The following is a 19474-nucleotide window of genomic DNA, read 5'->3' as shown; positions in this document are numbered from 1 at the left end:
ACCGCGGTGAGACAGTCAGTCTAGGTGCGCAGGTTTTACGACTGCTTCGCAGCCGAACGGGGGCAAGCCCCCTCACCACACAAGCTTGCTCCCACAGGGGTAGGTGTCCATTTCAGGGCGGCGTATGTTCATAGGGAGTATTGAATGAAAGCCTGGCGTGTCGTTGTGATCGCCTTGTCGTTCCTGCTGCTCAGTGGCTGTCTGGTGACCTTCAAGGAACCGCTGCCCACGAGCGAGCCCGCGCCCAAAGGGTTGCTCGGCAAGTGGACCAGCACCAGCGCCTGGGGCGAGCCCGTCAATCTGGAGTTGACCCGCATCGCCGACAATCGCTACCAGGCCGTCAGCTACTTCAAGGCCAAACCCAAGGAGCGTGAAGCCTACCCCTTCACCGTGTCGCGCCATGGCAACCGTTGGTACTTGTCGGCGAAGGTGCCGGCGCAGTTCGGCGGGTATTTCATCATCGGCGGCTTCGAGCTGACCGACCAGCGTGAACTGGTGCTGTACAACCTCGACCCTGAACAGATCAACCAGGCGCTGAAGCAAAACGCCCTGAGCGGAGAAGCGTTTCAGACTGACGACGGCGCAGGCGTGCTGATCAACAGCTCCATGGATCAAGTCGCCGCCTACCTCGACGACCCGGCCAATTCCGATGTGTTCGTCGAAGCCGTACGCTACCAGCGTCAGGCCAAAGCCAAATAAGCAGCACAATCAGGTTTCTACAGGAGTTTCGGGTGGACGATTACCAACAGTCGATACGCATTTTGTCCGATCGCATCGTGCTCGCGCAGACGCCGATCCGCGTCCTCGATGCGGTCAAGTGGGACGACAACATTCGTAAGGGCTTCCTCAAGGCCAAAGGCAAGGAAATGCCGGCGGTGGACCGCGACTACTACCTCAACCGGCCGCTGGCGTTCGATTCCAGCAAAGTGAAGCTGGAGTTCCAGAACATCGAGCGCGACATCACCCGCCAGCTCGGCCAGTTCAACCCGGTCGGCCAGATCATGCGTCGCATGTGCAAGGAATACCGCATGGTGGTGCGCATGCTCGAAGCGCGCGGCACCGAGGATTTCGGCCTGATCTCGCAGGAATTGTACGGTGCCGCCTCCGACGCGTTCCACGCCGGCGACCCGACGCTGTCCGACCTGGGCATGATGTTGTCCGAATACCTGAACAACATCGACGGCCGTGGCGACCTCAAGGATGAGCCGAAGACGCTGACGGCCAAGGATGCGGTCGACCTGTTGCAGCATCGCTTGAACAAGGTATTTGGCGAAGCCGAGGAAACCATCCGGGTGTTCGAGTCCGACGGCATCGTCGCCGATGCGGCGGCTGGCGCCGACTACATCAAGATCCGCTCCGATGCGATGTTCAATCAGCGCGATGTGCGCGCCCTGGAGGTCCACGAAGGGCTGGTGCATGTGGGCACCACCCTCAACGGCCTGAACCAGCCGATTTGCACCTTCCTCTCCAAGGGGCCGCCCTCGTCGACGGTGACCCAGGAAGGCCTGGCGATCCTGATGGAAATCATCACCTTCGCCTCGTACCCCAGTCGCCTGCGCAAACTGACCAACCGCACGCGGGCCATCCATATGGTGGAGGAGGGGGCCGACTTCCTGCAGGTGTTCGAGTTCTTCCGCGAGCAAGGCTTCGAAATGCCCGAGAGCTACAGCAACGCCAGTCGCGTTTTCCGCGGCTCGGTGCCGACAGGTCTGCCATTTACCAAAGACTTGTCCTACCTCAAGGGCTTCATCATGATTTACAACTACATTCAACTGGCCGTGCGTAAAGGCAAGCTGGAGCAGATACCGCTGTTGTTCTGCGGCAAGACCACCCTGGAAGACATGCGTACCTTGCGCCAGTTGGTGGACGAAGGTCTGGTGGTTCCGCCCAAGTACCTGCCGGAACAGTTCCGCGACATGAACGCGCTGTCGGCGTGGATGTGCTTCTCCAACTTCCTCAACCACCTGAGCCTGGACCGGATCGAGGCGGATTACTCGAACATCTTGTGAACAAAGAACTCCCCTGTGGGAGCGAGCTTGCTCGCGATGGCGGCTTTACATTCAACATGGGTGCAAGCTGACAGATCGCAATCGCGAGCAAGCTCGCTCCCACAGGGGATTGTGTTCCAATCCATTATTTCGCGAGGTTTCACCGGATGAGAATCCTCGGCATCGTCTGCCTTCTCCTGGCCCTGAACGGTTGCAGCTCGCTGCTGTTCTACCCCGAACCCGGCCAGTTGTTCACGCCGGAAAAGGCCGGGCTCGAATACCGCACCGTCACCTTGAACACCGCCGATGGCCTCAAGCTGAACGCGTGGTGGTTGCCGGTGAAGCAGGGTGTCGAGGTCAAAGGCACGGTGCTGCACCTGCACGGTAACGGCGGCAATCTGCCAATGCATCTGGGCGGGAGTTGGTGGTTGCCGGAACAGGGCTATCAAGTGCTGCTGGTGGACTATCGCGGTTATGGCTTGTCCGAAGGCAAACCCAGCCTGCCGGCGATCTATCAGGACATCGATGCGGCGTTCAAATGGCTCGACCAGGCCCCCGAGGTCAAGGGCAAGCCGCTGATCCTGCTCGGCCAAAGCCTTGGCGGTTCGATGGCTGTCCACTACCTCGTTCAACACCCCGAGCGGCAGAAACAACTCAAGGCTTTTGTCCTCGACGGCGTGCCCGCCAGTTATCGCAGTGTCGGCCGGTATGCGCTGAGTAATTCATGGGTGTTCTGGACGTTCCAGGTGCCGCTGTCGTGGCTGGTGCCGGACGGCGACAGCGCGATCAACTCCATGACGCAACTCAAGGACGTGCCGAAACTGATCTACCACAGCATCGACGATCCGATCGTGCCTCTTTCCAACGGCATCCGACTGTATCAAGCTGCGCCGCCGCCGCGGGTGCTGCAACTGACCCGTGGCGGTCATGTGCAGACGTTCGCCGACCCGGTCTGGCGCAAGGTCATGCTGCGTTATCTCGATGACCCGCAACATTTCAACGGCCTGCGCCGCCTGGGTGAAATCCCCAACTACCCGGCGCTCCCGAATTCAGAAGATGAACCACCAGAGAGTCCGCAATGAGTGAAGAACGCAACGCCATCCCGCTGATCATCACCGGTATCTGCAGCATCCTCGGCACCGTCGGTGCCCTGTGGTGGTACGGCTACCTGCACTTCGCCAAGCCCGAGGATGCGTTGCTGCTCAGCGACTTCACCATGCTCAAGACCGTGCCGGGCGAGGACTACAAGGTTTCCCTGGCGCCGGCGGCCCAAGTGGCCCAGTGCATCGATGGCGTGCTGGTGCTGTTCGACACCGAACAGAAAGGCCTGACCGGCGTGCTGGTCGACAGCAAGAAAAAAGCCGTGCGCTGCATGGGGCAGGAGACGCCGCAGAAGCTGGAGCAGTAACGCGATTCTGGCTGGCAATAAAGAACCAATGTGGGAGTGAGCTTGCTCGCGATGGCGGTGTAGCAGTCAACATGGATGTTGAATGTTATGGCCTCATCGCGAGCAAGCTCGCTCCCACAGGTTTTGCATTGAGGCAAATTACTGGGTGTAAGAGCTAACCGCCGAACGCGGAATCACCGGTTGGTTATCGTTGGAAATCGTCACCTCCACCCGACGGTTCATCGCCCGGCCCGAAGTGCTGCTGTTATCCGCCACCGGATATTCCTTGCCGTAACCCTGGGCGACAATACGCGCAGGATCAACGCCCATCTTCACCAGTGCCGCACGCACGGAACCCGCGCGACGTTCCGACAGCGACTGGTTGTGCGACGCCGTACCGGTGCTGTCGGTATAGCCCTCGACAATCACTTTGCGCTCGGGGTTTTCCTGTAGGTACTGCGCCAGTTTGTTGATGTTCGCCAGGCCGTTGGATTTCAGCTCGGCCTTGTCGGTGGCGAACAGCACATCACCGAAGGTCACCAGCGTCCCGCGATCGGTCTGCCTGGCGTTGAGGCTGTCCTTCAACTGTTTGATCTGCTGATCACGGGCATCGAGGCGCGCCTGAGCCCGTTGCGTCGAGGCATCTTTCAGGCTGGCCTCGGCGGTGCGCAGGGCGATGGTCTGCTTGGCCACTTCGACGCGCTGGTTGGTCAAATAGGCAAGCTGGTCGACCGTGGCCACGTCCTCCTTGTCCCTGTAGGCCTTTTCGGCCTTGTCCAGATAGTCGCTGGCTTCCTTGGTTTCCAGGGCCGCAACCTTGGCCGCTTGCGGATCGGTTTGCAGGCCGGTGTAGTTGGTGCGGGCCTGTTCGAGGTTGGCGTTCGGTGGTGTGGAGCAGGCTGCCAGGGTTACGGTGACAGCCAGCAGGGCAGGGATCATCAATTGATTGGATTTCATGATTTCGTCCTTTTAGTCGAGTGGGAATGCGTGGTGCCGCTCCGCTTACTGAACGGTGCGCTGGCTTTCCTGACGCAATTCCTGAACGCCTTTCTGCGCGTCCTTCACTGATTGTTCGGCCTTCATCGCCTGGGCCTTGCGCTCGGCCACGCGAGCGTCCCACTCGGCCTGTTCGGCGAGCATCCGGGCCTGGTTGTATTGCTTGTCGTGCATGGCGATTTCGGCTTGCTTGAGCTTGTCCTGGGCCGACTTCATTTCCACGGCGGCGAACTCGGTGCCGCCGGCGCTCACGGCGTCGTTGACGGCCGATTGGGTGACCGCGTACTGCTCGGTCGGCGGGTTACCGGCGCAGCCGGCCAGGACCAGGCTGCTGCCCAGGGCCAACGCCACCAGTTTGAGGCTACGCGAACAGGTAAATGAGGGGCTTCCGATTCGGGTTTTCATGGTCTTCACTCCATTGGGCCAGTTCCTGAAAAACGTCGAAGTCCACCCTGGGCAGGGCGCTGAAACCATCAATTGCGGGGTGTTTTGAAACGCTCGTCCCAGGCGTGGTTACTTGGATTGACCCGAGGCTTTTTTTGAAAGTTCAGAGAATTTAGTCAGCTATTGAAAAAAACGTGAACGAATCGACAGGGCTCTAAATCGCATACTTGTAGGAGCGAGCCTGCTCGCGATGGACTTCACTACGCCGCGTTTAATCAGTCATCACGCGGTTTCGTTAACGCCCATCGCGAGCAGGCTCGCTCCCACATAGGGAGGAGTGCGGGGAGTAAATCAGTGTTTCTGTTTGTCCTCAGGCACCGACAAATCGTGCAAATGCCGACGGGACAGCGCCAGAAAGCGCGGGGTCGGCCCAATGTCTTCGTACAGCGGATCGCCTTCTTCATCGGTGGCGACAACGGTGGTGCCTTTGACGTACGGGAAGCTTCTTTCCAGCTCTTCCAGTGCGGCGCCGATCAGATCGCCGAGCAGTTCTTCAGGATGCCGTTTGGGATACATCTCGACGAGCGCGGCCAGGCGTGCGGCAGACTCCACGTCCAGATGAATTGAGTAGCCGGTGTCGGTCAGGCGACCCTTGGCGTTTTCTTCCCAGTGGTGGGCAAGCTCGCGGATTTTCATATTGACCTCATTGCGCTCCCGCTCGTGGCAGGCAGAGTGAGTGTCCGGCATTGGCCGGCGACAACCGTTGTACGGCTTACCGTTCAGACTAGCTTCAACAGGCAAGGTTTAAAGGCCCTTCGTCGTCTTGCTTGTAAGAACCTGTCTGGGGCGGCACTCTCTTGTTTCTTAGCCGCCCGGATTTTTTGCTGGAGACCTGCTGATGACCGATATTGATGCACGCTTGCGCGAGGACGTTCACCTGTTGGGCGAGCTGTTGGGCAACACCATTCGTGAACAATATGGCGACGGTTTTCTCGACAAGATCGAGCAGATCCGCAAAGGCGCCAAGGCTGACCGGCGCGGCTCCATGGACGCCGAGCTCAGCGCCAGCCTCAACCAGTTGACCGAAGACGAGTTGCTGCCGGTGGCGCGGGCGTTCAACCAGTTCCTCAACCTGGCCAACATCGCCGAGCAATATCAGTTGATTCACCGTCGCGAGGAATCCCGGGAGGCGCCGTTCGAAGCCCGGGTGCTGCCGGAGTTGCTCGCGCGCCTGCGCGCCGAAGGGCATGGCGCCGACGCGTTGGCCCGGCAACTGGGGCGGCTGGAGATCGAGCTGGTACTCACGGCGCACCCTACCGAAGTTGCACGCCGCACGCTGATCCAGAAGTACGACGCTATCGCCGCGCAACTGGCGGCTCAGGATCACCGTGATTTGACCAGTACCGAGCGCGAGCAGATCAAGACCACCTTGCAACGCCTGATCGCCGAAGCCTGGCACACCGAGGAGATCCGCCGCACGCGCCCGACGCCGGTGGACGAAGCCAAGTGGGGTTTCGCGGTGATCGAGCATTCGCTGTGGCAGGCCATTCCCAATTATCTGCGCAAGGCCGATCAGGCCCTGTACGCCGCCACCGGCCTGCGCCTGCCACTGGAGGCGGCACCGATCCGCTTTGCCTCGTGGATGGGCGGCGACCGCGACGGTAACCCGAACGTGACGGCGGCGGTGACCCGAGAGGTTTTACTGTTGGCGCGCTGGATGGCGGCCGATTTGTACCTGCGCGATGTCGATCGCCTGGCCGCTGAGCTGTCGATGCAGCAGGCCAGTGATGAATTGAAGGCCCGGGCGGGAGACAGCGCCGAGCCCTACCGGGCAGTGCTCAAACACCTGCGCGAACGCCTGCGGGCAACGCGTAACTGGGCACATGCCGCCTTGTCGACGCCTGCGCCGGCACCGATCGATGTGCTGCAAGACAACCGCGAACTGCTCGATCCACTGGAGCTTTGCTACCACTCCCTGCACGAGTGCGGCATGGGCGTGATCGCCGATGGGCCGTTGCTCGATTGCCTGCGTCGGGCAGTGACATTCGGTCTGTTCCTGGTTCGTCTGGATGTGCGCCAGGACTCGTCGCGGCACACCGCCGCGATGACCGAAATCACCGACTACCTCGGCCTGGGACGCTACGAGGACTGGAGCGAGGAGGAGCGCATCGCCTTCCTGATGCGCGAATTGAGCAATCGTCGGCCCTTGTTGCCGGCGTACTTCAAACCCTCCGCCGACACCGCCGAAGTGCTGGCGACCTGCCGGGAAATCGCCGCTGCGCCGCAGGCATCCCTCGGTTCCTATGTGATTTCCATGGCCGGTGCGGCTTCCGATGTCCTCGCCGTGCAGTTGTTGCTCAAAGAGTCCGGCGTGTTGCGGCCGATGCGTGTGGTGCCGCTGTTCGAAACCCTGGCCGACCTCGACAACGCGGGGCCGGTGATCGAGAAGCTGCTGCTGTTGCCGGGCTATCGCGCGCGCCTGCAAGGGCCGCAGGAAGTGATGATCGGCTACTCGGATTCGGCCAAGGACGCCGGCACCACCGCGGCGGCCTGGGCGCAGTACCGGGCGCAGGAGCGACTGGTGGATATCTGCCGCTCGCACGACGTCGAGCTGCTGTTGTTCCACGGTCGCGGCGGCACGGTGGGGCGCGGCGGCGGCCCGGCCCACGCGGCGATCCTGTCGCAGCCACCGGGTTCAGTGGCGGGGCGTTTCCGCACCACCGAACAGGGAGAAATGATTCGATTCAAATTCGGCCTGCCGGACATCGCCGAGCAAAACCTCAATCTGTACCTGGCCGCCGTGCTTGAGGCGACCTTGCTGCCTCCGCCGCCACCTACGCCCGAGTGGCGCCATTTGATGGACGAACTGGCTGCGGATGGTGTCAGCGCCTACCGCGCCGTGGTGCGGGAAAACCCGCAGTTCGTGGAGTACTTCCGCCAGTCCACGCCGGAGCAGGAACTCGGCCGTTTGCCGCTGGGCAGTCGTCCGGCCAAGCGCCGGGCCGGGGGGATCGAAAGCCTGCGGGCGATCCCATGGATTTTCGGCTGGACCCAGACGCGCCTGATGCTGCCGGCCTGGCTGGGTTGGGAAGCGGCCCTGAGCAAGGCGCTGGAGCGTGGCGAAGGCGAACTGCTGGGGCAAATGCGCGAGCAGTGGCCGTTCTTCCGCACCCGCATCGACATGCTGGAAATGGTCCTGGCCAAGGCCGATGCCGACATTGCACAGTCCTACGATGAGCGTCTGGTAGAGCCGAATCTGTTGCCATTGGGTGCGCACTTACGCGACCTATTGTCGCAGGCGTGCACCATCGTTCTTGGCCTGACCGGGCAGTCGCAGCTACTGGCACATAGCCCAGCGACCCTTGAGTTCATCCGCTTGCGCAACACCTACCTCGACCCGCTTCATCTATTGCAGGCCGAGTTGCTGGCCCGTTCAAGAGTGCAGGACGTGGCGCAGGGCAGCCCGGTAGAACAGGCCTTGCTGGTGTCTGTGGCGGGGATTGCCGCCGGTTTGCGCAACACCGGCTAAGGTCTTTGCCATGGGGTCAGGCGTCCGGCAGGTGAGCCGGATGCCGCCGTTTGACGGGTGCAAAAGTGCTGCCAGGCGACAGTTAATGACGGGGTTGCGACTTGGGAAACTGTGCGCAATGGTCGCAGGAGGCAGCGGTTTCTCCGACTTTTGGCGTCTTGTGTGGGCGCAGCCTGCTGTGTATCTTGATCAGCCTTTGACCGTTTGGGCGGTCACGACCCTATTTTTGAGATTGGCCCCACGAGGCGAATCTGACGTTATCCATATAAAAAATTGAGGAGCACATCGATGCGCGTCATTCTGCTGGGAGCTCCCGGGGCCGGTAAAGGTACTCAGGCACAGTTCATCACCGAAAAATTCGGCATTCCGCAAATCTCCACCGGCGACATGTTGCGTGCAGCGGTCAAGGCCGGCACCGAGCTGGGCATCAAGGCCAAGAGCATCATGGATGCCGGTGGCCTGGTGTCCGATGACCTGATCATCGCACTGGTCAAGGACCGTATCGCCCAGTCCGACTGCGCCAACGGTTTCCTGTTCGATGGCTTCCCGCGCACCATTCCCCAGGCTGAAGCCCTGGTGACTGCAGGCGTCGAGCTCGATGCCGTGGTTGAAATCGCCGTTGAAGACGAAGAAATCGTCCAGCGAATCGCCGGTCGCCGTGTTCACGAAGCCAGCGGTCGCGTGTACCACATCGTCTACAACCCGCCGAAAGTGGCTGGCATTGACGACGTCACCGGTGAAGAGCTGGTGCAGCGCAAGGACGACACCGAAGAAACCGTGCGTCATCGCCTGTCGGTCTACCACTCCCAGACCAAGCCGCTGGTGGACTTCTACCAGAAGCTGTCGGCTGCCAATGGCAAGCCGAAGTACAGCCACATCGAAGGCGTCGGTTCGGTTGAAGCGATCACCGCCAAGGTGCTTGCAGCCCTGAGCTGAAAAGTCTGACCCGCTGCATCATCCACGGCCCGCTTGCGGGCCGTAGTTGTTTATACTGACGCACTTTTTTCCGATCTCTCTTGTGGATACATCGATGAGCACCTTGCTGGCCCTGGACACCGCGACTGAAGCTTGCTCCGTTGCCTTGCTGCATGACGGCAAGGTCACGAGCCATTACGAGGTGATCCCGCGCCTGCACGCGCAGAAGCTGTTGCCGATGATCAAGCAATTGCTGGCCGATGCGGGCACCACGCTGCAAGCGGTCGATGCCATTGCGTTCGGCCGTGGCCCGGGCGCCTTCACCGGTGTGCGCATCGCCATCGGCGTGGTGCAAGGCCTGGCGTTTGCCCTGGATCGCCCGGTGCTGCCGGTGTCGAACCTGGCCGTGCTGGCGCAACGTGCGCTGCGCGAACACGGCGCCACGCAGGTCGCCGCCGCCATCGATGCGCGCATGGATGAAGTGTATTGGGGTTGCTACCGCGAAACGGCCGGGGAAATGCGCCTGGTGGGGGCGGAAGCGGTACTGCCGCCGGAGTCCGCTGCATTGCCGGCCGATGCTGGCGGCGAATGGTTCGGCGCAGGCACCGGTTGGGGCTATGGCGAGCGTATCGCCGTCAGCCTGAGCGGGCAGGACGCGGGCATGTTGCCCCACGCGCAAGACTTGCTGACACTGGCGCGATTTGCCTGGGCGCGCGGCGAGGCGATCGTGGCCGATGAGGCGCAGCCGGTGTATCTGCGCGATAAAGTGGCGACGCCCAAGGCGCGGTAAGCGTTGTTCCTGTGGCGAGGGGGCTTGCCCCCGTTGGGCTGCGAAGCGGCCCCTGAACCCGACGCCCGCGTTTTATCCGACGCACCACATTGAATGGGTTTACGCCTGCTGCGCAGCCGAACGGGGGCAAGCCCCCTCACCACAAGAGCAAATCAAGCCAATCGTCATTTTCTAATCCGGCTTTTAAACCTTTTGCCTTTTATGTGTTCTAGTTATCACTCGGCGGTTTGCGAAGTGGATATTGCGCCACTAAACTGCCATCACTGATTCCGAGTATGCACTTATGCGTATAGACGGCGTTTCCTCTCAGTCCTACCCCATCAAGCGCAAACCCCGCAAAGGCCGCGTGGTGGAAGACGACGCCATTGATATCGAAGGCGAGCTGGAATTCCCGACTGAAGAGCAACTGGCTGCCCGTGCCGCCAAAGCCTCTGCGCAAAAACTGAGCAATCTTCCCGCTCGTCAGCAAGACATGATTTACCACCGTGCCATGAGCAAAAGCGTGGCGACAGCCCTGGCCAGCTACCTGAGCACCGCCGGTTTCGTCGATTGGGAAGCGGATGTGCTGGGTCTCGACCTGTACATCTGATGTTGCTGCCGTATTACCTCGGTTGCCCATCCTGGAGCGAAAACGCCTGGCGCGACTACCTGTATCCGCCGGACGCCAAACCCGCCGATTTTCTTGATCTCTATTGCCAGGTTTTCAATGCCGTGGAAGGCAACACGACCTTCTACGCGAGCCCGGCTGCCAGCACCGTGCAGCGTTGGGCCGAAACCATGCCCGAACATTTTCGCTTCACCGCCAAGTTTCCCGGCGAGATCAGCCACGGTGGCGATCTGCGCGAGCAACTGGCCGCCGCCGAAACCTTCCTGCAATTGCTCGGCCCTCTGGGTGAACGGGTGTCGCCACTTTGGTTGCAGTTGTCGAAAAGCTTCACGCCCCAACGTTTGCCTGAGCTGGCCGGATTTATCGATGCCCTGCAGCGACCACTGGCCGTTGAAGTGCGGCATGACGAGTTTTTCGCCAAGGGTGACAGCGAACGAATGCTCAACCGCTTGCTGCTGGATCGCGGTGTCGAACGCATCTGTCTCGATCCCCGTGCGCTGTTCAGTTGCACCTCGACCGAGCCTTCGGTGCTCCACGCCCAGTCGAAGAAACCCCGTGTGCCGCCGCGACCGGCGGCATTCACGCAATTTCCGCAGGTGCGTTTTATCGGCCATCCGACGCTCGAGGCCAACGATACGTTCCTGGAACCATGGGTCGAGAAAATCGCGCTATGGATCGAAGAAGGTCGTACGCCGTATATCTTCCTGCACACGGCCGACAACCTGCTGGCCGCGAAACTGGCGCAGCGTTTTCACGCCCGGCTGATGCTGCGTTTGCCTGGCTTGCCGGCGCTGCCTGAGCTATACAGAGAACCCGTCGCCGAGCAACTTGGCCTGCTCTGAGGCGGATTCTTTCCCCTCTTCAGGAGCCTGCCCAATGGATGCGCAAACCCTTCGAGCCCAGGCGTTCAAAGCCCTTCACGAACGCCCCGGGGCATTTGTGATTCCCAATCCGTGGGATGCCGGTTCGGCAAAAATGCTTGCCAGCCTCGGCTTCGAGGCGCTGGCGACTACCAGTGCCGGTTATGCCTTTTCCCAGGGGCGTGCCGATGGCGGATTGACCCTCGACGATACCTTGATGAACGTTCAGGCGATTGTCGCCGCCACCGACCTGCCGGTTGCCGTCGACCTGGAAAACGGTTTTGCCGACAACCCGGCTGATTGCGCCAAAAGTATCTTGCGCGCAGCAGAGGCCGGCGCCGTCGGCGGTTCGATCGAAGATGCCACCGGCCGCGAAGAAGGCCCGATCTACTGTTTTGAACACGCCGTGGCGCGCATCGAAGCTGCTGTGGCTGCCGCTCGCAGTCTGCCGTTCGACTTTACGTTGACTGCCCGGGCGGAAAACTTCCTGCACGGCAATCCCGATCTGGCCGACACCATCCGCCGTTTGCAGGCATTCGCCGAGGCCGGTGCCGATGTGCTCTATGCACCGGGCCTGCGCAGCGCTGAGGATGTGCTGGCGGTCGTGCGCGCCGTGGCGCCAAAACCGGTGAATGTGTTGATGTCGGGCGGCTTGAAGCTGACGGTCGCGCAGTTGGGTGAGATGGGCGTCAAACGTATCAGCGTCGGTTCGGCGTTGGCATTGGCGGCCTATGGCGAATTCTTCCGCGCCGCCGAAGAAATCCAGACGTCAGGCACGTTCGGTTTCACATCCCGGTCGATGCCGTATCAGAAGGCGAATCAGTTTTTCAAAGGTTGAGGGAAGAGGGCGCGGCTGAGGATCAGGCGGCGATGCGCAGGTTCTGCAGGATGATCGGGCGCGCCCAACCATTGTCGAAATCGAGTTGTTTCTGCTGCTCCACCCGTTCTTCTGGCGAGAACGGCGGGAACGGCTTGTCGAGCAGCTCGAGTTCGAACTCGGCGATGGGCAGGTGCAGCGGACGCGGTTGCGGGGCAGGGCCAGCTTCTGGCAGCGGTTGACCGGCGTTCAATACGATCGGGCGAACCCAGCCGCTTTCGAAGTCCTGCTGTTTTTGCTGGGCGACGATTTCGTCCGCCGGGAACGGTGGGAATGGCTTGTCGGCCAGGTCCATTTCGAATTCGGCAATCGGCAGGAACAGCGGCTCGGGCGGCCGGACCGGGGTGTCCTTAACGTCGCATTCGCGCTGGGACACGATATGCGCCAGCAGGTCGCTGCCGACCGTGGGTTCAACAGGGCTTTCGAGATCGACCGGTGGGAAATTCAGAGACTCAGGGAGCACTTCACCCGACTGTTCGGCCAGCGCTCGGGCAAAGAAATCCTGCCAGATGTGGCTGACGCCGCTCAGTGCCTGGGTGTTTCGCAGGTTGTAGTCGCCGTAGGGCGAGATAAAACCTGTGATTGTGGGTTGAATGTCTGACATTTCTCTCGGTAGACGCTCAGCTCTGGCAAAATGCTCGATAGTTTTGTTATCGGCAGTTTTTGCCGATCATTAATTTTTTGAGCGTGTTTTCCAATGATTGATCAACCTGCGGCCTGCCGCATCCATGTCCAGGCCCTCGACGCGGCTTTCGAGCCACAAGCCGAGCAATGGGCCGAGCGCCTGGGCTTGCCAATGCAAGTAGCTGACGGCGAATTTGCCTTGCAGGTGGGTGACATGGGCTTGCAGCTGCAACAGCTGGGGCCGGATGCGCCCGGGCCGGTGCGGGTGGACTTCGTCGAGGGTGGTGCGGCCCATCGCCGACTGTACGGCGGCGGCAGCGGGCAGATGATCGCCAAGGCTGTTGGCGTCGCCCAAGGCGTGCGCCCGCGGGTGCTGGATGCCACGGCGGGGTTGGGCAAGGATGCGTTCGTGCTGGCCAGCCTCGGTTGCGAGATGAGCCTGATCGAGCGTCAGCCGCTGATCGGTGCCTTGCTGGAAGACGGCCTGGCCCGTGGCGCGGAAGATTTCGACGTGGCGCCGATCGTGGCGCGCATGCGCTTGCTCAAGGGCAATTCGATCGAGGTCATGCGCAACTGGGAGGGCGAACCGCCCCAGGTGATCTACCTCGACCCGATGTTCCCGCACCGCGAGAAAACCGCGCTGGTGAAGAAGGAAATGCGCCTGTTCCGGCCGCTGGTGGGCGATGATCCGGATGCGCCGGCATTGCTCGAGGCCGCGTTGGCCCTGGCCAGCCACAGGGTGGTGGTCAAGCGCCCGCGCAAGGCGCCTTGCATTGAAGGGCCGAAGCCGAGTCATGCGCTGGATGGCAAATCCAGTCGGTATGACATTTATCCGAAGAAGGCGCTCAAGCCGTAGGACCGAGTCGCCCCAATCGCGAGCAAGCTCGCTCCCACAGGTACGGTGAAAACCTTGTGGGAGCGAGCTTGCTCGCGATGGCGTCAGTCCAGACACGAACAATCCATCAGGCTCACTCAGGCCGATAAGCCCGCATAAACAACCCCACCACCTCCCGCACATGGCTCTCCGCCTCTTCGCCAACCGGCGGCTCGCCGCAGCCATACAGCAAACGGAAATTTCCGGCGCCCTTGAGCAGGCAGAAGAAGTGCTCGGCCGCGTTGTGCGGCTTGTCGATACGCAGCACGCCACTTTCGTCGATCTTGCTCAGCAGGCGCTCCATGCCATGCAGCATGCGCTGCGGCCCGGCCTCGAAGAAGATTTGCGCGAGTTTCGGATCCTGGCTGCCCAGGGTCATCATCAAGCGGTGCAGGTTCACTGATTCATCACTGTTGATCAGTTGATGAAAACCGCGCGCGATGTTCAGCAGCACGGTTTCCACGGCCACGCCTTCCGGCAGTTCGAAGAACAGCGGTGGCAACTGTTCCTCGCACTTGGCCATCACGGCGGAGGAGAACAGCGTCTCCTTGTCGTTGAAGTGGCTATAGACCGTCAGCTTCGACACACCGGCCTCGGCCGCGACGGCATCCATGCTGGTATTGGCATAACCCTTACTCAGAAACAGCACTTTCGCTGCATCGAGAATTGCCTGGCGCTTGACCAGGTCCTTGGGTCTGCCTGGGCCATTGGGTGCTGAAAGATTGTTTGGCATATTCGTTTTTATTACTGGACTGGTGAGTTTGCTATTAATAACATACTGCTCAGTATAATTATTCAAAGCACCATTAGCGAAAGGTCCTTCACCATGTTCCGCTATGCCTTGTCCCTCGCGTTGCCAGTCACCCTGGCTTTTTTATTGTCTGCGTGTGGTCATGAAGAGGCGCCGCAAGTCAGCGTGCGCCCGGCCATGGTGGTCCAGCCAGAGCCTTCGGCACAGGCCATGGAAAGCTATCCCGGTGAAGTTCGCGCGCGGTATGAGCCGGATCTGGCGTTCCGCATCGGCGGCAAAGTCAGCCGACGACTGGTCGAGGAGGGGCAGCGGGTCAAGGCCGATCAACCCTTGGCGGAGCTCGACCCCCAGGACGTGCGCCTGCAACTGGAGGCCACTCGCGCCCAGGTCGCAGCCGCCGAAGCCAATCTGAACCTGGTGCGATCCGAGCGTGATCGCTACAAGACCCTGATGGAGCGTCAACTGGTCAGTCGTTCGCAATACGACAACGCCGAAAACCTCTACCGTTCCGGTGAAGCGCGCCTCAAGCAAATCAAAGCCGAATTCAACGTTTCCAATAACCAGGCCAGCTACGCCGTGTTGCGTGCGCCGCAGGACGGCGTCGTGGCCAAGCGCCTGGTGGAAGTCGGGCAAGTCGTGGCAGCCGGGCAAACGGTGTTCACACTGGCCACCGATGGCGAGCGTGAAGTCTTGATCAGCCTGCCGGAGCAGAACTTCGGCCGCTTCAAGGTCGGTGAGCCGGTGTCAGTGGAACTCTGGACCCAGCCCGACCAGCGTCTCGCCGGGCGCATCCGTGAATTGTCGCCGTCAGCCGACCCCAAGTCGCGTACCTTCGCGGCGCGTATCGCCTTCAAGACCGGCACTGTGCCTGTCGAACTGGGCCAGAGCGCCCGAGTGTTCGTGCAGGCCGCCGACGTGGTTCCACTGTCCGTTCCGCTGTCTGCGCTGACGGCGGAAAACGGCGTGACCTATGTCTGGGTCGTCCGCGCCAACAACACCTTGCAAAGGACCCCGGTGCGCGTCGGTGCCTTCGGCGAGAAAACCGTACCGGTGCTTGAAGGGCTCAACGCCAGCGACTGGGTGGTGGCCGCCGGTGTTCATGTGCTTCTCGAAGGGCAGCAGGTGCGCCCGGTGGATCGCTCCAATCGCGTGGTCAATCTGGCGGACAAGGAGTAAGCCCCGATGCGCTTCAACGTTTCCGAATGGGCGCTGCGTAATCGCCAGATCGTCCTGTTCCTGATGCTGTTGCTGGCCATCGTCGGCGCACTTTCCTACACCAAGCTCGGCCAGAGTGAGGACCCGCCGTTCACCTTCAAGGCCATGGTGATTCGCACCAACTGGCCGGGGGCGACCGCCGAGGAAGTCTCGCGCCAGGTCACCGAACGCATCGAAAAGAAACTGATGGAAACCGGCGAATACGAACGCATCGTGTCGTTCTCCCGCCCCGGCGAATCCCAGGTGACCTTCATTGCGCGCGACTCCATGCACTCAGTGGAGATCCCGGAGCTCTGGTATCAGGTGCGCAAGAAGATCAACGACATCCGTCATACCCTGCCGCCGGGGATTCAGGGACCGTTTTTCAACGATGAATTCGGCACCACTTTCGGCAATATTTACGCCCTGAGCGGCGAGGGTTTCGACTACGCCGTGCTCAAGGATTACGCCGACCGCATCCAGATCCAGCTGCAACGGGTCAAGGATGTGGGCAAGGTCGAGCTGCTGGGGTTGCAGGACGAGAAAATCTGGATCGAACTCTCCAACGTCAAGCTCGCCACCCTCGGCTTGCCGCTGGCGGTCGTCCAGCAAGCCCTTGAAGAACAGAACGCGGTGTCGACGGCAGGTTTCTTCGAAACCAGCAGCGAGCGCTTGCAGCTACGGGTGACGGGGAATTTTCAAACGGTCGACGAGATCAAGAACTTCCCGATCCGGGTCGGTGATCGCACCTTCCGCATCTCCGACGTGGCTGACGTGCGCCGTGGTTTCAACGATCCACCGGCGCCGCGCATGCGCTTCATGGCGCAAGACGCCATCGGCCTGGCGGTGGCAATGAAGAACGGCGGTGACATCCTGGTACTGGGCAAGGCGCTGGAAATCGAGTTCGCCCGCATACAGAAAAACCTCCCGGCCGGCATGGAGTTGCGCAAAGTCTCCGACCAACCGGCGGCGGTGAAGACCGGTGTTGGTGAGTTCGTGCAAGTGTTGGTCGAGGCGCTGGCCATTGTGTTGCTGGTGAGCTTCTTCTCCCTCGGCGTGCGCACCGGCATGGTGGTGGCGCTGGCGATTCCGCTGGTGCTGGCGATGACGTTCGCGTGCATGTATTACCTGGGCATCGGCCTGCACAAGATCTCCCTCGGCGCGCTGGTACTGGCCCTGGGTTTGCTGGTGGACGACGCGATCATCGCCGTGGAAATGATGGCGATCAAAATGGAGCAGGGCTTCGACCGGGTCAAAGCGGCGAGTTATGCCTGGACCAGTACCGCGTTCCCGATGCTCACCGGTACGCTGATCACCGCGGCCGGCTTCCTGCCGATTGCCACGGCGCAATCGGGTACTGGCGAATACACCCGCTCGATCTTCGAGGTGGTCACCATCGCGCTGTTGGCGTCGTGGGTGGCCGCGGTGGTCTTCGTGCCGTACCTCGGGGAAAAACTCCTGCCGGACCTGGCGAAGATTCATGCCGCCAAACACGGTGCCGGCCAACCCGATCCCTATGCCACGCCGTTTTATCAGCGCGTCCGGCGTCTGGTGGAGTGGTGCGTGCGCTGGCGCAAAACGGTGATCCTGGCGACCGTGCTGTTGTTCATCGCTTCCATCGTGCTGTTCAAGTTTGTGCCGCAGCAGTTCTTCCCGGCATCGGGTCGCCTGGAGCTGATGGTCGATCTGAAACTGGCCGAAGGCGCTTCGCTGAGCAACACCGCCGACGAGGTCAAGCGCCTCGAAGCACTGCTCAAGGATAAGGCCGGGATCGACAATTACGTGGCCTATGTCGGTACCGGTTCGCCACGATTCTACCTGCCGCTGGATCAGCAACTGCCGGCTGCGAGCTTCGCCCAGTTTGTCGTCCTGGCGAAAACCATCGAAGAGCGGGAAGCCCTGCGCACCTGGTTGATCTCAACCCTAAACGAGCAATTTCCCGCTCTGCGTTCGCGGGTCACGCGCCTGGAAAACGGTCCGCCGGTTGGCTATCCGGTGCAGTTCCGCGTGACCGGGGAGCACATCGAGGAGGTGCGGGCGCTGGCGCGCAAGGTCGCGGCCAAGGTTCGCGAGAACCCGCATGTGGTCAATGTCCACCTGGATTGGGAAGAGCCGAGCAAGGTGGTGTACCTGAATATCGATCAGGATCGTGCGCGGGCGCTGGGCGTGAGCACGGCCAACCTGTCGAGGTTCCTGCAAAGCTCCCTGACCGGTTCCAGTGTCAGCCAGTACCGTGAAGACAACGAGTTGATCGAGATCCTGTTGCGCGGCACCGTGCATGAGCGCACCGAGTTGTCGTTGCTGCCGAGCCTGGCGGTACCGACCGATAACGGTCGCAGTGTCGCGCTGTCGCAGATCGCGACCCTGGAATACGGCTTCGAGGAGGGCATCATCTGGCACCGCAACCGCCTGCCCAACGTGACGGTTCGCGCCGACATCTATGGCAAGGAGCAACCGGCGACGCTGGTGCAGCAGATCATGCCGACCCTCGATCCGATTCGCGCCGAGCTGCCAGATGGCTACTTGCTGGATGTCGGCGGCACGGTGGAAGACTCGGCGCGCGGACAGAACTCGGTGAAGGCCGGTGTGCCGTTGTTCATCGTGGTGGTGTTGACCTTGCTGATGCTGCAGCTGCGAAGTTTTTCGCGCACGGCGATGGTGTTCCTGACGGCGCCGCTGGGGTTGATCGGGGTGACGCTGTTTCTGTTGGTGTTCCGCCAGCCCTTTGGTTTCGTGGCCATGTTGGGGACTATCGCCTTGTCCGGGATGATCATGCGTAACTCGGTGATTCTGGTGGATCAGATCGAGCAGGATATTGCGGCGGGGCTCAAGCCTTGGCAGGCGATCATCGAGGCGACGGTGCGGCGGTTCCGGCCGATCGTGCTGACGGCGCTGGCGGCGGTGTTGGCGATGATTCCGTTGTCGCGCAGTGTGTTCTTTGGGCCGATGGCGGTGGCGATCATGGGGGGGTTGATTGTTGCTACGGCGTTGACGCTGCTGTTTTTGCCTGCCCTTTATGCGGCCTGGTTTCGGGTTCGCAAAGAGTCGGTTTGATGGTTTGACCGTGGCGGCCTTCGGGCCGACCAGACTTTTGCGGGTGAATGCGATCCCCTGTGGGAGCGAGCTTGCTCGCGATGGCGGCCTGACAGTCGACCTGTATTTTGTTGACTGTGTACATATCCGTTGTTGCGGTAACGGCGGCTGGCGGTTTCGCCCTTACGGCGAGTCACTTTTAACAAGCGCCTTAAAAGTAACCAAAAGCGCTCGCCCCGAACGTCCGGCCCCTCGCTTAGGCTCGGGGTTCCTTCGCTCCGGTATTCATCCGGGGGCATTGCCCTCCGGTCGGCTTCGCTTCGACCTACATGCAATGAGTTCGACTGCGTCGAACGGCGCTGCGCGCCAATCCCCGGATGAACACCTCCACTCAGCCTCCCGAGGGGGCGGGTGGATCAAGATCAAAAGCTGCAGGCGAGCTAACGCTCGACCTGATGAGTGGTGAAAATCAGTGGGTGTACGCCGACCCATTGTGGGAGCGGGCTTGCCCGCGAAGACGGCCTGCCAGCCGACCAATTCCTCACAGATGTACCCGATTCAATTGTAGGAGCGAGCCTGCTCGCGATGACGGACTTACAGTCGACAATGTTTATCGCCAAAGCCAACCATTCAGACCATTCCCACAAGACTTTCAGCTTGCCCGT

The 19474-nt window shown here is 61.1% G+C and carries 18 protein-coding genes; 13 read left to right on the top strand and 5 right to left on the bottom strand.

Going from position 1 to position 19474, the window contains the following annotated elements; all coding sequences use genetic code 11:
* Window positions 1-144 precede the first annotated feature (144 nt).
* The 4 genes from ABIE16_RS05500 (at window position 145) to ABIE16_RS05485 (ending at window position 3396) form a co-directional block, all read left to right on the top strand.
* Window positions 145-699: a hypothetical protein gene (locus tag ABIE16_RS05500; RefSeq protein WP_090453338.1), complete on the top strand. Its 555-nt coding sequence runs from the start codon at window positions 145-147 to the stop codon at window positions 697-699.
* 32 nt (window positions 700-731) lie between these two features.
* Complete coding sequence (locus ABIE16_RS05495) at window positions 732-2009, top strand: flavohemoglobin expression-modulating QEGLA motif protein (RefSeq protein ID WP_057716204.1); 1278 nt, start codon at window positions 732-734, stop codon at window positions 2007-2009.
* Between the two features lie 146 nt (window positions 2010-2155).
* Entirely contained in the window at window positions 2156-3070 is a 915-nt protein-coding gene (locus ABIE16_RS05490; protein WP_429520674.1) for an alpha/beta hydrolase, read from the top strand.
* Window positions 3067-3396 (top strand): hypothetical protein, encoded by a 330-nt coding sequence (locus tag ABIE16_RS05485; RefSeq protein ID WP_057716202.1) that lies wholly within the window; start codon window positions 3067-3069, stop codon window positions 3394-3396. The genes ABIE16_RS05490 and ABIE16_RS05485 overlap by 4 nt, the downstream gene beginning before the upstream one ends.
* 138 nt (window positions 3397-3534) lie before the next feature.
* Here the strand turns inward: ABIE16_RS05485 and ABIE16_RS05480 are convergent, their stop codons facing one another.
* The 3 genes from ABIE16_RS05480 to ABIE16_RS05470 form a co-directional block, all read right to left on the bottom strand.
* Window positions 3535-4332, bottom strand: coding sequence for an OmpA family protein (locus ABIE16_RS05480; RefSeq protein ID WP_429520673.1), 798 nt, complete (start codon window positions 4330-4332; stop codon window positions 3535-3537).
* Between the two features lie 45 nt (window positions 4333-4377).
* On the bottom strand, window positions 4378-4776 hold the full coding sequence (locus ABIE16_RS05475) for a DUF4398 domain-containing protein (protein ID WP_429520672.1): 399 nt from the start codon (window positions 4774-4776) through the stop codon (window positions 4378-4380).
* A 330-nt stretch (window positions 4777-5106) separates the two neighbouring features.
* Complete coding sequence (locus ABIE16_RS05470; RefSeq protein WP_056721034.1) at window positions 5107-5451, bottom strand: hypothetical protein; 345 nt, start codon at window positions 5449-5451, stop codon at window positions 5107-5109.
* Window positions 5452-5653: 202 nt separating this feature from the next.
* Here ABIE16_RS05470 and ppc point away from each other — a divergent pair, with 202 nt between their 5' ends.
* The 6 genes from ppc to ABIE16_RS05440 all read left to right on the top strand — a co-directional run bounded on the left by ppc (window position 5654) and on the right by ABIE16_RS05440 (window position 12294).
* Complete coding sequence (gene ppc / locus ABIE16_RS05465; protein WP_429520671.1) at window positions 5654-8284, top strand: phosphoenolpyruvate carboxylase; 2631 nt, start codon at window positions 5654-5656, stop codon at window positions 8282-8284.
* A 288-nt stretch (window positions 8285-8572) separates the two neighbouring features.
* On the top strand, window positions 8573-9220 hold the full coding sequence (gene adk, locus ABIE16_RS05460) for an adenylate kinase (protein ID WP_057716198.1): 648 nt from the start codon (window positions 8573-8575) through the stop codon (window positions 9218-9220).
* Between the two features lie 94 nt (window positions 9221-9314).
* On the top strand, window positions 9315-9989 hold the full coding sequence (gene tsaB, locus ABIE16_RS05455) for a tRNA (adenosine(37)-N6)-threonylcarbamoyltransferase complex dimerization subunit type 1 TsaB (protein ID WP_057716197.1): 675 nt from the start codon (window positions 9315-9317) through the stop codon (window positions 9987-9989).
* Window positions 9990-10272: 283 nt separating this feature from the next.
* A complete protein-coding gene (locus ABIE16_RS05450; RefSeq protein ID WP_057716196.1) occupies window positions 10273-10578 on the top strand; it encodes a hypothetical protein in 306 nt (101 codons plus the stop codon).
* Complete coding sequence (locus ABIE16_RS05445) at window positions 10578-11438, top strand: DUF72 domain-containing protein (protein WP_429520670.1); 861 nt, start codon at window positions 10578-10580, stop codon at window positions 11436-11438. The genes ABIE16_RS05450 and ABIE16_RS05445 overlap by 1 nt, the downstream gene beginning before the upstream one ends.
* A 34-nt stretch (window positions 11439-11472) precedes the next feature.
* Window positions 11473-12294: an isocitrate lyase/PEP mutase family protein gene (locus ABIE16_RS05440; protein WP_429520669.1), complete on the top strand. Its 822-nt coding sequence runs from the start codon at window positions 11473-11475 to the stop codon at window positions 12292-12294.
* A 22-nt stretch (window positions 12295-12316) separates the two neighbouring features.
* Here ABIE16_RS05440 and ABIE16_RS05435 read toward each other — a convergent pair whose 3' ends face one another.
* Complete coding sequence (locus tag ABIE16_RS05435; protein ID WP_429520668.1) at window positions 12317-12937, bottom strand: energy transducer TonB; 621 nt, start codon at window positions 12935-12937, stop codon at window positions 12317-12319.
* 93 nt (window positions 12938-13030) lie between these two features.
* On the opposite strand from ABIE16_RS05435, the gene ABIE16_RS05430 reads away from it, so the two are divergent.
* Complete coding sequence (locus ABIE16_RS05430; RefSeq protein WP_057716192.1) at window positions 13031-13813, top strand: class I SAM-dependent methyltransferase; 783 nt, start codon at window positions 13031-13033, stop codon at window positions 13811-13813.
* A gap of 112 nt (window positions 13814-13925) precedes the next feature.
* On the opposite strand, the gene ABIE16_RS05425 is transcribed toward ABIE16_RS05430, so the two are convergent.
* Window positions 13926-14564, bottom strand: coding sequence for a TetR/AcrR family transcriptional regulator (locus ABIE16_RS05425; RefSeq protein ID WP_057716191.1), 639 nt, complete (start codon window positions 14562-14564; stop codon window positions 13926-13928).
* Window positions 14565-14657: 93 nt separating this feature from the next.
* On the opposite strand from ABIE16_RS05425, the gene ABIE16_RS05420 reads away from it, so the two are divergent.
* Together ABIE16_RS05420 and ABIE16_RS05415 are read left to right on the top strand one after the other, a co-directional pair.
* Window positions 14658-15758 (top strand): efflux RND transporter periplasmic adaptor subunit, encoded by a 1101-nt coding sequence (locus tag ABIE16_RS05420; protein WP_223504703.1) that lies wholly within the window; start codon window positions 14658-14660, stop codon window positions 15756-15758.
* Window positions 15759-15764: 6 nt separating this feature from the next.
* The gene (locus ABIE16_RS05415; protein ID WP_057716189.1) at window positions 15765-18830 is read left to right on the top strand and encodes an efflux RND transporter permease subunit; all 3066 of its coding nucleotides are present in this window, start codon (window positions 15765-15767) and stop codon (window positions 18828-18830) included.
* Window positions 18831-19474: the final 644 nt, after the last annotated feature.

This window comes from Pseudomonas sp. 2725 (genome assembly GCF_050434585.1).
Lineage (GTDB): Bacteria > Pseudomonadota > Gammaproteobacteria > Pseudomonadales > Pseudomonadaceae > Aquipseudomonas > Aquipseudomonas jessenii.
The sequence above is the reverse complement of the archived record's forward strand: the minus strand, read 5'-3'. Positions and strand labels throughout refer to the sequence as shown.

Excerpts from the sequence above, each read along its gene's own strand:
- ABIE16_RS05500 (WP_090453338.1), top strand. The coding sequence starts at position 145 with ATGAAAGCCTGGCGTGTCGTTGTGATCGCCTTGTCGTTCCTGCTGCTC.
- ABIE16_RS05490 (WP_429520674.1), top strand. The coding sequence starts at position 2,156 with ATGAGAATCCTCGGCATCGTCTGCCTTCTCCTGGCCCTGAACGGTTGC.
- ABIE16_RS05485 (WP_057716202.1), top strand. The coding sequence starts at position 3,067 with ATGAGTGAAGAACGCAACGCCATCCCGCTGATCATCACCGGTATCTGC.
- ABIE16_RS05480 (WP_429520673.1), bottom strand. The coding sequence starts at position 4,332 with ATGAAATCCAATCAATTGATGATCCCTGCCCTGCTGGCTGTCACCGTA.
- ABIE16_RS05475 (WP_429520672.1), bottom strand. The coding sequence starts at position 4,776 with ATGAAAACCCGAATCGGAAGCCCCTCATTTACCTGTTCGCGTAGCCTC.
- ABIE16_RS05470 (WP_056721034.1), bottom strand. The coding sequence starts at position 5,451 with ATGAAAATCCGCGAGCTTGCCCACCACTGGGAAGAAAACGCCAAGGGT.
- ppc (WP_429520671.1), top strand. The coding sequence starts at position 5,654 with ATGACCGATATTGATGCACGCTTGCGCGAGGACGTTCACCTGTTGGGC.
- adk (WP_057716198.1), top strand. The coding sequence starts at position 8,573 with ATGCGCGTCATTCTGCTGGGAGCTCCCGGGGCCGGTAAAGGTACTCAG.
- tsaB (WP_057716197.1), top strand. The coding sequence starts at position 9,315 with ATGAGCACCTTGCTGGCCCTGGACACCGCGACTGAAGCTTGCTCCGTT.
- ABIE16_RS05450 (WP_057716196.1), top strand. The coding sequence starts at position 10,273 with ATGCGTATAGACGGCGTTTCCTCTCAGTCCTACCCCATCAAGCGCAAA.
- ABIE16_RS05445 (WP_429520670.1), top strand. The coding sequence starts at position 10,578 with ATGTTGCTGCCGTATTACCTCGGTTGCCCATCCTGGAGCGAAAACGCC.
- ABIE16_RS05440 (WP_429520669.1), top strand. The coding sequence starts at position 11,473 with ATGGATGCGCAAACCCTTCGAGCCCAGGCGTTCAAAGCCCTTCACGAA.
- ABIE16_RS05435 (WP_429520668.1), bottom strand. The coding sequence starts at position 12,937 with ATGTCAGACATTCAACCCACAATCACAGGTTTTATCTCGCCCTACGGC.
- ABIE16_RS05430 (WP_057716192.1), top strand. The coding sequence starts at position 13,031 with ATGATTGATCAACCTGCGGCCTGCCGCATCCATGTCCAGGCCCTCGAC.
- ABIE16_RS05425 (WP_057716191.1), bottom strand. The coding sequence starts at position 14,564 with ATGCCAAACAATCTTTCAGCACCCAATGGCCCAGGCAGACCCAAGGAC.
- ABIE16_RS05420 (WP_223504703.1), top strand. The coding sequence starts at position 14,658 with ATGTTCCGCTATGCCTTGTCCCTCGCGTTGCCAGTCACCCTGGCTTTT.
- ABIE16_RS05415 (WP_057716189.1), top strand. The coding sequence starts at position 15,765 with ATGCGCTTCAACGTTTCCGAATGGGCGCTGCGTAATCGCCAGATCGTC.